This window comes from Enterovibrio norvegicus DSM 15893 (genome assembly GCF_900115495.1).
GTDB classification, from domain to species: Bacteria; Pseudomonadota; Gammaproteobacteria; order Enterobacterales; family Vibrionaceae; genus Enterovibrio; species Enterovibrio norvegicus.
Map to the genome: position 1 here is coordinate 22,443 of NZ_FOWR01000013.1, position 13,075 is coordinate 35,517.

The 13,075-nt window shown below is 49.1% G+C and carries 14 protein-coding genes; 7 read left to right on the forward strand and 7 right to left on the reverse strand.

Annotation, left to right across the window (positions count from 1 at the left end):
- Positions 1-184 precede the first annotated feature (184 nt).
- A complete protein-coding gene (locus BM082_RS09910; protein ID WP_074926803.1) occupies positions 185-1,102 on the forward strand; it encodes a DMT family transporter in 918 nt (305 codons plus the stop codon).
- Between the two features lie 24 nt (positions 1,103-1,126).
- Here BM082_RS09910 and BM082_RS25070 read toward each other — a convergent pair whose 3' ends face one another.
- Positions 1,127-1,300 (reverse strand): hypothetical protein, encoded by a 174-nt coding sequence (locus BM082_RS25070; RefSeq protein ID WP_163392981.1) that lies wholly within the window; start codon positions 1,298-1,300, stop codon positions 1,127-1,129.
- Between the two features lie 167 nt (positions 1,301-1,467).
- Here BM082_RS25070 and BM082_RS09915 point away from each other — a divergent pair, with 167 nt between their 5' ends.
- Both BM082_RS09915 and BM082_RS09920 read left to right on the forward strand, forming a co-directional pair.
- Positions 1,468-2,013 carry a GNAT family N-acetyltransferase gene (locus BM082_RS09915; RefSeq protein WP_017008337.1) on the forward strand — a complete coding sequence of 182 codons (546 nt, stop codon included), beginning with the start codon at positions 1,468-1,470 and terminating at the stop codon, positions 2,011-2,013.
- Between the two features lie 79 nt (positions 2,014-2,092).
- Positions 2,093-2,467, forward strand: coding sequence for a hypothetical protein (locus BM082_RS09920; RefSeq protein WP_017008336.1), 375 nt, complete (start codon positions 2,093-2,095; stop codon positions 2,465-2,467).
- A 168-nt stretch (positions 2,468-2,635) separates the two neighbouring features.
- Here BM082_RS09920 and rhtB read toward each other — a convergent pair whose 3' ends face one another.
- Positions 2,636-3,259, reverse strand: coding sequence for a homoserine/homoserine lactone efflux protein (gene rhtB, locus BM082_RS09925; protein WP_017016273.1), 624 nt, complete (start codon positions 3,257-3,259; stop codon positions 2,636-2,638).
- 43 nt (positions 3,260-3,302) lie between these two features.
- Entirely contained in the window at positions 3,303-3,737 is a 435-nt protein-coding gene (locus BM082_RS09930; RefSeq protein ID WP_017008334.1) for a VOC family protein, read from the reverse strand.
- 141 nt (positions 3,738-3,878) lie between these two features.
- Between BM082_RS09930 and BM082_RS09935 the strand changes: the two genes are divergently transcribed.
- Complete coding sequence (locus BM082_RS09935; RefSeq protein WP_017008333.1) at positions 3,879-4,793, forward strand: LysR substrate-binding domain-containing protein; 915 nt, start codon at positions 3,879-3,881, stop codon at positions 4,791-4,793.
- 34 nt (positions 4,794-4,827) lie between these two features.
- Here the strand turns inward: BM082_RS09935 and BM082_RS09940 are convergent, their stop codons facing one another.
- From BM082_RS09940 to BM082_RS09955, 4 genes are all read right to left on the reverse strand, one after another.
- On the reverse strand, positions 4,828-5,175 hold the full coding sequence (locus tag BM082_RS09940) for a hypothetical protein (RefSeq protein WP_017008332.1): 348 nt from the start codon (positions 5,173-5,175) through the stop codon (positions 4,828-4,830).
- Between the two features lie 255 nt (positions 5,176-5,430).
- On the reverse strand, positions 5,431-6,666 hold the full coding sequence (locus tag BM082_RS09945) for an ABC transporter substrate-binding protein (RefSeq protein ID WP_017008331.1): 1,236 nt from the start codon (positions 6,664-6,666) through the stop codon (positions 5,431-5,433).
- A 53-nt stretch (positions 6,667-6,719) separates the two neighbouring features.
- Positions 6,720-7,571: a carbohydrate ABC transporter permease gene (locus BM082_RS09950; protein WP_017008330.1), complete on the reverse strand. Its 852-nt coding sequence runs from the start codon at positions 7,569-7,571 to the stop codon at positions 6,720-6,722.
- Positions 7,571-8,473: a carbohydrate ABC transporter permease gene (locus BM082_RS09955; RefSeq protein ID WP_017008329.1), complete on the reverse strand. Its 903-nt coding sequence runs from the start codon at positions 8,471-8,473 to the stop codon at positions 7,571-7,573. Before BM082_RS09955 ends, BM082_RS09950 begins: the two co-directional genes overlap by 1 nt.
- 205 nt (positions 8,474-8,678) lie before the next feature.
- Between BM082_RS09955 and BM082_RS09960 the strand changes: the two genes are divergently transcribed.
- The 3 genes from BM082_RS09960 (at position 8,679) to BM082_RS09970 (ending at position 13,068) form a co-directional block, all read left to right on the forward strand.
- On the forward strand, positions 8,679-9,809 hold the full coding sequence (locus BM082_RS09960; RefSeq protein ID WP_017015159.1) for an ABC transporter ATP-binding protein: 1,131 nt from the start codon (positions 8,679-8,681) through the stop codon (positions 9,807-9,809).
- 63 nt (positions 9,810-9,872) lie between these two features.
- The gene (locus BM082_RS09965) at positions 9,873-10,889 is read left to right on the forward strand and encodes a substrate-binding domain-containing protein (RefSeq protein WP_017015158.1); all 1,017 of its coding nucleotides are present in this window, start codon (positions 9,873-9,875) and stop codon (positions 10,887-10,889) included.
- A 22-nt stretch (positions 10,890-10,911) separates the two neighbouring features.
- Positions 10,912-13,068 carry an alpha-galactosidase gene (locus tag BM082_RS09970; RefSeq protein ID WP_425285238.1) on the forward strand — a complete coding sequence of 719 codons (2,157 nt, stop codon included), beginning with the start codon at positions 10,912-10,914 and terminating at the stop codon, positions 13,066-13,068.
- The last annotated feature ends 7 nt before the right edge of the window (positions 13,069-13,075 follow it).

Here is a 13,075-nt window from a genome sequence, read left to right on the forward strand (position 1 = left end):
GTCCAGCGCGATATCGTGGTGCGGCATTTAACCGATGTCTTTACAGTTTTCCGGCTTCAATCTCAACACTCGAAGTCGGTGCATTTCATAAAAACAACGTCTTTTGGCTAGGCGTGATACCTAAGTAAGCAGCGGGTTGTTTTCATTCCAACGCATTAGGTATGTAAACGGAGAGTGGTAGCGCATGAACGGAATATTATACGCAGCAACCGTGTTTATCTGGGGTTCAACTTGGCTCGCCATTGCTTATCAAATCGGTGACACCTCTGTGGTGGTCTCCGTGGGTTGGCGATTTGGGCTGGCGTCATTAGCGCTGTTTGCTGTGTTGATGTTTCGCAACGCGTTGCCACGCCTCTCTGCCGAAAATCACAAAATGGCCGCATTGCTCGCACTGTGTCTGTTTTCAAACAACTTCCTGTGTTTCTACGCAGCAACGCAATATTTGCCGAGCGGACTCAACGCTGTGGTGTTCTCACTGGCACCTATTTTAAATGCGTTCAATCTGTGGATATTGGAAAAGCGCCGCCCTGCTGGCACCTTCATTCAAGGGGCGCTCATGGGATTCACTGGGGTTGTTTTACTCTTTGTTTCTCAATTTCTCAGTGCAGAAATGGACACCAGCATCTTGTTAGGGCTCGCCCTTTCATTGGTCGGCACCTATTTCTTCTCAATGGGTAACATGGTGTCTGCTAACGCACAGAAGAAAGACATGCCATTACTGCCAACAACGGCCTGGGCGATGGGCTACGGTGCAATCTACCTCTTCATCATCGCCCTCTTTATGGGTGTGCCATTGGATGTGCCAACCACACCGCTGTATCTCTCTGCATTGGTGTATCTCGCCATTGTTGGCTCAGTCATTGGCTTTAACACCTACCTCGCATTGGTAGGCAATATAGGCGCAGCAAAAGCCGCCTACTGCACCGTGCTGTTCCCACTGGTTGCCTTGTCACTGTCTACCGTGTTTGAAGGGTATGAATGGACAGGGTTATCCGCACTGGGTGTCGTGCTGGTGTTGGCAGGTAACCTGCGCGTATTTGGGTTGCCAGAGCCTCTTAAACGTTCTATCAAGCGCTGGCAACACGCCTCTTCAAGCCCATAACCGAACGCACAATCAAGAAACCATTCAATGCGCCGCCAGTTGAATCAACCACACTAAACAAATCAACAGCGGCCATAACCATGACGGAATACCAAACGAAAACTGCTGTAAGAAGCCGTTTTCTTTTGCTGGGCGTTCACGCCAGTCTGCAACACGGTTTCGACGAATATAGCGGCTAGGTTCTGTTTGCTTGCTCATCATTAATCTCATCATTTCTTTGGTTGTTGATGACCATTACACACGCTTTACGTGTCAACACCGTGGAGGAAAAATGGAAATTTGATGAACAACAATGGCGAAATGATGGCGGCGTTCACCACATGCTGTGCGATAGTAAAAACACGTCTTATTTTCATCAATAAACCATGACAATCAGTGTGTTAACCACCCGACAATTAGATCAGTACCTTGATGATGTGTCTGCCCTTCACAAGCTGGTGTTTCCCGATGCAAGCATCGATATCTCACCCAATAACGAACTTCTAACTTACGGGTTGGTGTTAGATGGCAGCGCTGCTCAAAAAGCAACAAATAAGGTGGTGGGATTTGGGGCTGTCTATACCCGTAAAATGCAGCAAGGAACGCGTACGTTTAACGCAGGCATCGTCGGTGGTATTGCAATTCACCCTGATTACAGAGAGAAAGGGTTCTGTTCCCACCTAATGGCACAGTTGGAATTCGCACAAATTCAGGCAAACGTTGAACACAGTTTTCTGTTTGCTTACGAACCACGGGTCTACCATGCTGTTGGCTATCAAATGCTTCACGCACCGATACATTTTTTCGATACGCCATCAAATCAATGGGCATCCTTTGTCTATCGTGGGGGTATGGTGAAGTCTTTTGGGAAAGAAAACGGCTTACCCATCGAGCCACATACCTTGATTGAATTCAACGGTCAGGTTTATTAGCGTAAACGCCACTGGCAAGAAAAGTACGTGTTATTCTGGGTGGGCACTGTCTGAGCCGAAATCTCATAAGGAGCGCAATATGGATGCCCTGCTCTATGTCGCTGCGATATTGCTTGTGATCATCTCGTTTGCCCACTCCTACTTGGGTGAGCGCTACATTCTGATTCGCTTGTTTAAACGCAACAACCTGCCCAAACTTTTCGGTAGCGATGCTTTTACCAAGAAAACATTGCGATTTGCTTGGCATATTACCTCCATCGCGTGGTGTGGTTTTGCGGCACTGTTAGTGGTCATCGCTCAGCCACAGTTAAGCGCCAAGACCCTCGCAACAGTCATTGCGACCACGTTTTTCCTTCATGGTTTGTTGTCGCTTGTCGCCTCTCAAGGAAAACACCTTTCATGGGTTGTCTTTTTCGCTATTTTTGCCTGCACTTTGATAGGGATAAATGCATAGTCCTGTACCTAGAAACACGTTCAGTGTTCGACATTATTAGAGGCGGATAGCATCATGATTGAGCCCGCATCCACGCAACACACTGGCTCCGACGTGACTGGTGTAACTGTCGCCACAGACGATCAAACATGGATTTGATGACACTACCCGTCACTTCTTTTTCCCGCGTCACGAACGGCTTGTCGCTGCAAGCAACGAGCCTGCTCCAATAAACAAACCGCCGAATAGTCGATTCATTACCTTCATGTGATGCGCATTTTGAACAAGGTGTGCCACTTTCGTCGCCAACAAAGCATATCCCACCATGACAATGGTATCGATCACCAATAGTGTCCCGCCTAAAATCAACATTTGATGCAAATAGGATCCATTGGGGGAGATAAACTGCGGCAGTAAAGCAACTAAAAACACGACGCCTTTAGGGTTCGTCACATTCACTATCACAGATTGAAAAAAGAGCTTACGGGCACCGATCGGCTCGCTTTTCTCCGGAGAGAAAGAACCATCACCCGTGTCTCGACATTTTTGAATACCCAAATAAATCAGATAGGCCACACCCACCCATTTTACAACCGAAAAGGCCACGTCAGACTGGGCTAGCAGCGCCCCTAAGCCTGCACCCACCAGCACGATATTGTTCGCATTGCCCACCTGTAAGCCGGCAATAGCCACGGCACCTCGACGGATCCCATGCTTCATGGTGATCGCCATGGTATTCACAGCACCTGCACCGGGAGAGATAGCGAGCACGAAACACGCCATCACGAAGGTTATCCATATCTCAATATTCATCTCGCCGTCCTGCCTTTACTCGATACGATGGTGCAACGCATATTCATGTTTCGAATAGCTGCTTGTCGATGTCATGAAATGATTTGAATTCCAACGCATTACCCGTTGGATCGTAGAAAAACATCGTTGCTTGCTCACCGGGTTGCCCTTTAAAACGCACATACGGCTCGATAACAAAGGCCACACTTTTTTCTTTGAGCCGCGCCGCTAGGGCTTCCCAATCCGCCATTTCAAGCACCACACCAATGTGCGGAACAGGCACAGAATGGCTATCCACTGAATTGTGATGAAGCCGAACTTTCCCTTCTTCGCCAATCGCAGGGTCGTGATGAATCACCAACTGATGACCGTAGAGATTGAAGTCAACCCAACAATCACTGCTGCGACCTTCACGACAATTCAACACATCGCGGTAAAACGCGCGCGATTCTTCGAGGTGTCGAACCGGAATGGCAACATGAAAGGGGGTTAACGACATACTCACTCCTTGCGCCAGCATTTGGTGCGCTTTTATTTACCTAGCTGACATTGTTTTAGTTTTTTGGGGAACACATTTACAATATCTATTCACTCAACTAGGTTAAAGTCATCATTTCTCATTAGATGAATAGCTAAGCTAATGACTAAACCCCGACGTCTCACGCCGCCACTCAACGCACTTCGTGCATTTGAAGCCTCTGCCAGACACCAAAGTTTTGCCAAGGCTGCGGACGAGTTAGCCGTGACACCAGGCGCCATCAGCCAGCAAGTATCGTCTTTGGAAAGTCGCCTTGGTTTGGCGCTGTTCGAACGCGTCAAACAGCGTCTACTCCTCACCCCTGCGGGAGAAAGCTATTTAGCGCCGTTGAAAGAGTCATTTGATCGCATGGAATCTGCCACACTTGATTTGCTCACCTACGGTGGCAGCGGCGGGAAGATAAAACTGGGTGTATTGCCCACCATCGCGACGTATTGGCTTATTCCAAAACTGTCGGCATTTATCGAAAAGCACCCACACATTGAAATCAATATGGTGACTTTGGAGTTGAACTTCGTCTCTGCAGAACGCGCACCGGATCTCGAAGGTGGCTTAATAGACGTGGGAATTTTCTACGGGGATGGGCATTGGCAAAACTTAGAAGCGCAAAAATTGTTAGACGAGAATACCGTGGCCGTCGCAAGCTCGGCGTTGTTAGCACGATATGGGCACACAAACCCCTTCCGCCACGCTCCCTTGCTTCAACACTCGACACGTCCACAAACATGGGGAGATTGGGCCGCGCATGTTCAAGACCCTTTGCTTTCACCTTCTGGGCCGTCTTTTGAACATTTTTACATGCTCAAACAAGCCGCCATTTCTTCATTGGGCATCGCACTCCTGCCCGATATTTTCATTCAAAAAGAACTCGCTTCTGGCGCCTTGATCCAAATCGGTGATACCTCAATGGCTTCAAGCAGTGGCTACTACGTGGTGTATCGAAAGGAGCAAAATGCGTCCTCACACAATATTGAGGCGTTTTGTCAGTGGTTACAGGAAGAAGTACGCTCGGCCTAATGGCGCGGTAAATCCGTTACCGTGATGGACCGCCCTAGATTTTAAAATCGACACTGCGCTCGTTGCTTTGCGGAGTGATGGTGTTTTCTACCTGTTTCAGGAGTTCTTGTTGTTGCGTCGTGTACGCAGACAACTTGGATTTTTGCGCTTCTTGCTCAGCGACGCGATCAATTAAGCCACGAAAATCGCGCTTTTGTGGCGCTTCTTCTTGTGCCGCTTCTGCTTGTTTATTCTCTTCGCGCTCTTTCCTCAGTAACTCTGCACGTTCAGTCGCTGACAAATTGGAATTGTTGACACTGCCCGCAGCCAAACCCTCCCGCTCTTTAGATCGAGAGTTCATGTACGTCGAATTCATGTAGCTGTCGTTGATCAGGTTAGGCATGACACCATCCGAAAAAGATACGCAGCGCGTTGAAACAACCCACTGAAATAATGAAACCAGTCCATTAACACTAGTACACCAAAAACCATTTTGTGACAGATATCGCATCAACAATCAGGGATCTCGGCGCGATTTAGCGGGCGAAAATTGTGTCGATCGGAGAGAAACTGAGGGGTGTAGCGATTTACAGCGCGGAAATAAAAAAGCGGAGGCCGTCGAGGGGGCCTCCGCAAATGCTAGCCATGTATCTTATCTTTATTCTTTAAACGTACGCTGACGTGTTTTCTCTAATTTTTTCAGTATCTTGTCGATACGATCAGGGTGAACCATATATTGTTGGAAACCCTTCATGCCTTCTTTCGCCATAGAAGGATCAGTATCGCGGTCGTAGAACTGCGCAGTACCCGCTGCTTCGTTCAGCATCACAACACCCGCATTCAGATACTCATCATCTTTTGGTGTCGCTTTGTTGTTCGTTGGGATTTGCAACAAAGACTCATTGATCATGGTTTGAATGTCAGGCTGAGCCACAAATGCAAGGAACTTACGCGCATCTTCTTTGTTCTTCGCTTTAGACGGGATATGGAGTGTATCCATAGGTGCATCTTCCGCCTTCGGCACGGACGGGTCGATCACGGGGAACTGAAAGAAGCCCATATTAGGACGCACTTCATCGGTAAAGTTTGCCGCCAAGAAGTTACCCATCAAGTACATCGCTGCTTCGCCGTTGTACAAGAATGGTTGTGCTTCCTGCCAAGAGTATGATGCATGGTTATCCAAGTAATAACCTGGCTTCACCAACTCATCCCACTTCGCAAATACGGCTTTCACACGCGGATCGGTGTATGGCACTTTGCCGTCCATCAAGTCGATGTGGAAATCTAAGCCATTCACACGCAAGTTCATGTAATCAAACCAACCTGCTGCCGTCCAAAGGTATTTCGTACCAATGGTGAATGGCGTGACGCCATTGTCTTTCAGCGTTTTTGATGCCGCGACAAACTCGTCCCATGTTTTCGGTACGGCGATATCGTATTTCGCAAACAAATCTTTGCGGTAGTACATGCCCCACTGGTAATAGGTGTATGGCACGCCATATTGCTTACCGTTTGCTGTCATTGCAGGCATTGCGCTTGAGAAATCTTCTGCCATGTTGTTTGCTGACCAAATATCACTGACATCTTCGAACAAACCGCGGTCAACGAAGGTTTTCATACGGTTACCCGCATACCAAAACACGACATCTGGTGGAGACGTAACTAGCCAGTTACGGATCGTCGTTTTATATGCTTCATGGTCATACAGATTGTATTTCACCGTGATGTCTGGGTTTGCTTCTTCGAATTTCGCAATCACTTCAGCCCATGCTTTTTTCGGTGCTGGGTCTGAAGCATCTGAGTTGATCACCAACTCCCCTGCGTTAACTGAGCCACTTAGCAGAAGAAACAGACTGCACAGTACGCCAAAGCTTTTTTTTGCAAGCGTTCTCATTCTCTTCATCCTTTCTGTTGTTCGAAAATATCCGTCATTCAGTAAAACCAGCGTTACCCTTTCGTTGCTCCCAGGGTTAAACCAGCAATAAAGTGTCGTTGCATCGTAAAGAACAGTGCCACCGGTGGCAGCGCGGCAATCACCGCCCCCGCTGACATGTATTGCCAAGACGCTAACCATTGCCCTTGCAATGCATTCAGGCCTGCCGTAACAGGACGAACTTCATCACTTTGCACAAGGACTAACGCCCAGAAAAAGTCATTCCAAATAAAGGTAAAGACCAAAACAGACAATGCCGCCAGTGCAGGCCTCACCAAAGGAAGCACCACATACCAGAAGATTCGCCATTCACTCACACCTTCAACCCGTGCCGCTTCAATCAACGCGTCCGGAATTCCTATCATAAAGTTGCGCATAAACAAGGTGCAAAAACCTGCTTGGAACGCCACATGGAAGAAAATCAGTGCCCAGTGCGTGTCGTACAACCCAAGATCAATGGTCAAATCTCGCACAGGGATCATTAAAATTTGGAAAGGCACGAAGTTACCGCCGATGAACATGGCGAAAAGCAACACGTTGCCTTTGAATTTGTATTTCGCCAGCGCAAACCCCGCCAACGTAGAAAGCGCCACAGCACCCGCAACGGCAGGTAAGCTGATCAACAAGCTATTCAATAAGTAGCGCGCCATCGGCGTTGCGATGAAAACTTGTGTGTAGTTCTCAATGAACTGCAATTCATCCGGCCAGCCCCAATAGTTACCCGCATTGATATCGGCAATGGAACGGATCGAGGTCATCAATACCGCAGCAAGCGGAATCAGCCAAAGGATGACGGCAATGTAGAGCGCGACGCGATAGCCGACATTGATGAATTTGCCTTGGTGTTCAATCGGTCTAGGAAACATTAGCGCTCTCCTTTCAGCATGCGCCACAAGAAGTAGGCGATATAGATATCCATAATGAGGAACAGCACCACAGCCACCGCTGCGCCATAACCCATGCGATAGTTGAAGATAGATTCTTCATACATCATGTACGCAAGGACCGTTGAGCTGCCCCATGGGCCACCTGCCGTCATGGTTGCTACTAAGTCGAAAGACCTCAATGCGCCGATGACAGTCACTACCACAGCAATAAAGGTGGCAGGTTTGAGTTGTGGCACCACGACGTACCACATCATTTTCCAACTCCGTGCGCCGTCTAATCGCGCAGCTTCAAGCTGCTCAGGGTCGAGGTTATTCAAACCTGTGAGATACAAAATCATGCAATAAGCCACTTGCGGCCAAAGCCCCGCGGCGATAATGCCGTATGTCACCAAATCTTCATCGGCAAGAATAGAAACAGGGTCAAAGCCCATGCCCACCATGATTTGCGTTAACAGGCCAAATGACGGGTCATAAAACCAAGCAAACACCAAACCAACAACAACCTGAGAGATAACAAAAGGGAAGAAAAACAGGGCTTTAATCAGGCGGATGCCGGCCACTTTTTGGTTGAGAAAAAGTGCGATAAGCAAGCCGATTGGCGGCGCTAACATGAAGAGCACCATCCAAAGGAAGTTGTTAAACAGTGAGGTGTAAAACGTATCTGAATCAAACAGTTCGACATAGTTATCAAAGCCGACCCAGGTTTTCTCCCCAAGACCATCCCATTCGAAAAAACTTAACCAAACACTTTGTAAGATGGGATACATCACATAAAGCGAAAAAATAGCAATAGCCGGCGCAAGGAATAACCAAGGGGCCAAAGTCAGACGGCTTCTGCTTGGGGAGCTGCCCGACGTTGCTGTTGAAGAAAGCCTAGTCATATTACGTCCTGTCCTTAATTTGCTATGTTCCACCCGTGAACATGTGACGATGCTGTTACGGTAAAGTTGGCTTTATTTAAAACTAGTTCACAAAATTATGAATGTAAACGTTTCCATAAAGCAAAAAACACACTATTTTTAAAAAAGGACGACCCGAGCATAAAAATGCGCGGTGTCGATAACAGCACGGCATAGGACATGCGTAATGGCAAATATCACGTTAAGAAACGTTATCAAACGCTTTGGCAAAGTTGAGACCATTCATGGCATCGATTTAGACATCACTGGAGGAGAGTTCGTTGTTTTCGTCGGACCTTCAGGTTGTGGTAAGTCAACTTTGCTTCGCTTGGTCGCGGGATTAGAAACCATCAGTGATGGTGTCATTAGCATCGATGGCACAGAAGTGAATAACGTCGACCCTGCGGATCGCGGTGTGGCGATGGTGTTCCAATCCTATGCACTGTATCCGCACATGTCAGTGCGCGAAAACATGGGATTCGGCTTGAAGATGAATGGCGTTGATCCTGCTGAAATTAAGCGTCACGTCGACCGTGCAGCAAAAACACTGCAACTCGAACCACTGCTAGACCGTAAGCCTAAAGCATTGTCTGGTGGTCAACGTCAGCGTGTGGCGATTGGTCGCGCCATCGTGCGTGATCCAAAAGTCTTCTTGTTTGACGAACCTTTGTCGAACTTGGATGCAGAGCTTCGCGTTGAAATGCGCCTGCAAATCGCCAAGCTGCACCAAGAACTGAAAAACACCATGATCTACGTTACTCATGACCAAGTCGAAGCCATGACATTGGCTGACAAAATTGTTGTCTTGCGCGCAGGTGCCGTTGAACAAGTCGGTTCTCCATTGGCGCTTTACCACAACCCAGACAATCTTTTTGTCGCCGGCTTCATTGGCTCACCAAGAATGAATTTCATTGCAGGCCGTGTTTCTGCCGTGAGTGGCTTAGATGCCACAATTACCATGCCAGACGGACAAACACTTACCGTCACACTGGCAAAACCTGTCAATGACGGTGCGGAAGTGACCGTAGGTATCCGCCCTGAGCACATACAGATTGGCCAAGGTGAAGGCTTCAACTTTGAATTTCACAGCGAAGTGGTTGAGCGTTTGGGCAACGGTACTTACCTGTTTGGGCAATATGCTGGCATTGATGGATTCAAAGTTCACATCCCAGGCGACAACGCAGTGAAAGCGTTCCAAACCGTTCCATTGCGCTGTTCACCAAGCGATATCCACGTGTTCGACAGCAACGAGCAAGCCCTCACCTATCGCGAGCAAACCAACGAAGAAGTGTCCGTCACATCGCTTGAGCAAAACTAGCTTTGGCGTGATGCCGAGAGGGATTCAATGTGGAGATCAACCCATCAGTGAGGACATATCGCAATGGCAACCATTAAAGATGTCGCAAAGCGCGCTGGCGTTTCCGTCGCAACAGTTTCACGGGTGATCAACCTTTCGCCACAGACACGTCCCGATACCGTTGAATCGGTAAAAAGCGCCATGAAAGAACTGGGTTATCGCCCCAATGCGGCGGCAAGAACCTTAGTCAGCAAGAAGAGTCTTGCGATTGGCGTGGTCGTGGCTGATGTGTCTGACCCTTTTTTCGGCACCCTCGTAAAACACGTGGATACCATGGCGCTGCAACAAGGCCACCATCTTTTGATTGGCAATGGTTATCACAAGAAAGAACGCGAAAAGCAGGCCATCGAGTCGCTGATTCAAAACCAAGTCGGTGCGTTTATCATTCACAGCAAAGCCCTGGACGACGACACCTTGCTGGCGTATGCCGCCGAAAACGAGGCCATGGTATTTATCAACCGCTTAATCCCAGGGTTGGAAGATCGCTGCATTCACCTCGATAACTACCGAGGGGCCTACTTAGCAACGGAACACCTTATTCAACAAGGTCATAAAGCCATTGCTTGTATCAGTTCCAATCACGATATCGAGGATAGCCAACAGCGTCGACGTGGCTATTTGGATGCGTTGAAAGCGCACGGTCTAGGTCAACATGATTGTTCACGCGAAACCCTAGGTTGGATTGCAACGGGCTGGCCAGATGAGCAAGGCGGGGAAGATGCCATGCTCAAATTGCTCAAAGACAGCAAACAGATTACTGCGGTATTTTGCTACAACGATGTCATGGCAGCTGGCGCGATAACGGCCATTACAGACAACGCTTATCGCGTGCCGGAAGACATTTCTGTGGTCGGCTTCGATGACAGCCTCATCGCACGTTATTTGCACCCCAAACTCACCACTGTTCGCTACCCCATAGAAGAAATGGCCGCGCAAGCAGCGGAGTTAGCCATCTCACTGTCCAACAATAAACAGAGCCTAGCAACCAATGGCGGCTATAAACCTACCTTAGTCAGACGGCAATCGGTCCAACGGGTTTGAGCTTTCGCGCCCATTTTTAGGGATGATATACACAGTGAAGACATCTACTTCTCACGTTAACAACGCACCGACAGAGCGTTTTCTTCATTTGCAGTCGAACGATAACAGCCTGATCCTGTTGCTTGACCCCATCCCCGCAATCATCTTCTGGGGACGTAGAATCGACCGCGAACATGCTATCCCTGCAGCGCTTTTTGATGTTCCCGTAGGCCAAGCTAGGCTCGACCAACACGTTGTGTTAGCACTGTGCCCCGAGCACGGACGTGGCGATTTTGGTAGCCCAGGCATTGAAGGCCACCGCCAAGGCCGCGATTGGGCGCCCGTTTTTAATCTTACCGCGGTTGAACACACAGACACGGCCGCCACCATGACCTTGAGCGACCCACGCGCGGGGCTGGAACTGACGATTTACCTTGCGCTTGATCCAGAAAGCAACGTGATGACACTGCGCCATCGCGTCGTGAATATTGGCAATTCTGATTACACCGTGGATCGTCTTGCGCTGACCTTGCCGCTGTCAGAAAACCTCAACGAACTGATCACCTATCACGGTCGTTGGTCACACGAATTTCAAATGCAACGCATTCCTCTCACGCACGGCGGGTTCATTCAAGAAAACCGCCGTGGCCGAACGTCGCACGAATCGTTCCCCGGCATCATCGCGCTTCAACCTGAAACCGATGATGTGCATGGCAATGTCATCGGGATGCATTTGGGCTGGAGCGGTAACCACCGTCTTCGCGCACAGGTAAAAAGTGATGGCCGACGCTATTTGCAAGCTGAGCCGCTGTTGTCTTCGGGCGAAGTGATCTTGCCACCCAATGGCGCGTTCGAAACGCCAACCATGTATGCCTTGTTCTCAAACCAAGGGCTAAATGGCATGAAGCAAGGCTTCCACCATTACGTGCGCAATCAAGTGATCAACTTTCCCGACGCCAAGCCTCGCCCCGTTCACTTCAACACGTGGGAAGGGATTTACTTTTACCACGAGCCACAAAGCATCATGGCAATGGCAGATGCCGTTGCCCGTTTAGGGGTAGAGCGTTTTATTCTTGATGATGGGTGGTTCTTAAACCGCGATGGCGAAACCCGAGCATTGGGCGATTGGATTGTCGATCCGAAGAAATACCCGCAAGGGCTCTCGCCGCTGGTTGATCATGTGAATCAACTCGGGATGGAGTTTGGTTTGTGGGTTGAACCCGAAATGGTGAGCAAAGATTCCGACGTATTTCGCGCCCATCCAGACTGGATGCTGGGGCTCGATGACCTAGGCTATCATCAGCCTTCGGGTCGCTATCAATACGTGATGGATCTGCAAAACCCTGATGCTTACAACTACCTCTTGGCGGCACTTGATAGCTTGCTGACGGAATACAATATCACCTACCTCAAATGGGACATGAACCGTGAGTTGGTGCAAGCAGCGCACAATGGTTTACCTGCATATCACGGTCAAACTCTCGCGTTGTACACCATGATCGACACCCTGCGTGCGCGCCATCCATTAGTGGAAATCGAATCGTGTGCCTCGGGGGGCGGTCGTGTGGATTACGAAGTGTTAAAACGCACCCATCGTTTCTGGACATCCGATTGTAACGACGCCTTAGAGCGCCAAAGTATTCAGCACGGCATGTTGATGTTTTTTCCGCCTGAAGTCATGGGCAGCCATATCGGCCCTTATCGCAGCCACACCACGCGTCGTGTACACGATATGTCGTTGCGGGGGCTTACCGCCTTGTTCGGTCACATGGGGGCGGAACTTGACCCTGTCGGGTTACCAGATGTTGAACTCGTGGCTTTCGCGCGCTACATCGACTTGCACAAGCACTATCGTGAGCTGCTACACAGCGGCAAATGCTTCAATATCCCGTCAGGCGATTCGGGCCAACGAATTTACGGCGTGATGAATGATGACGTGGTGCTCTTGGCCGTGGTGCAAATCGCCATGCCCCAATACGCCCTCGCAGGCCGTTTACGCTTGCCTGTGCTTGACGGTGACAAACGTTACCGCATCGACGTGCTGGATTCACCCGCAGCCTTCTCTTCCACCATGAAACAACAACCCTCATGGATGGCGAAACCACTTTCAATTCATGGCGATCAGCTCATTCAAATTGGGCTAAGCTTGCCAATAATGGACCCTGAAAGTGCCATGTTACTGTCGTTTACGCTTGAGTAAGTATCAA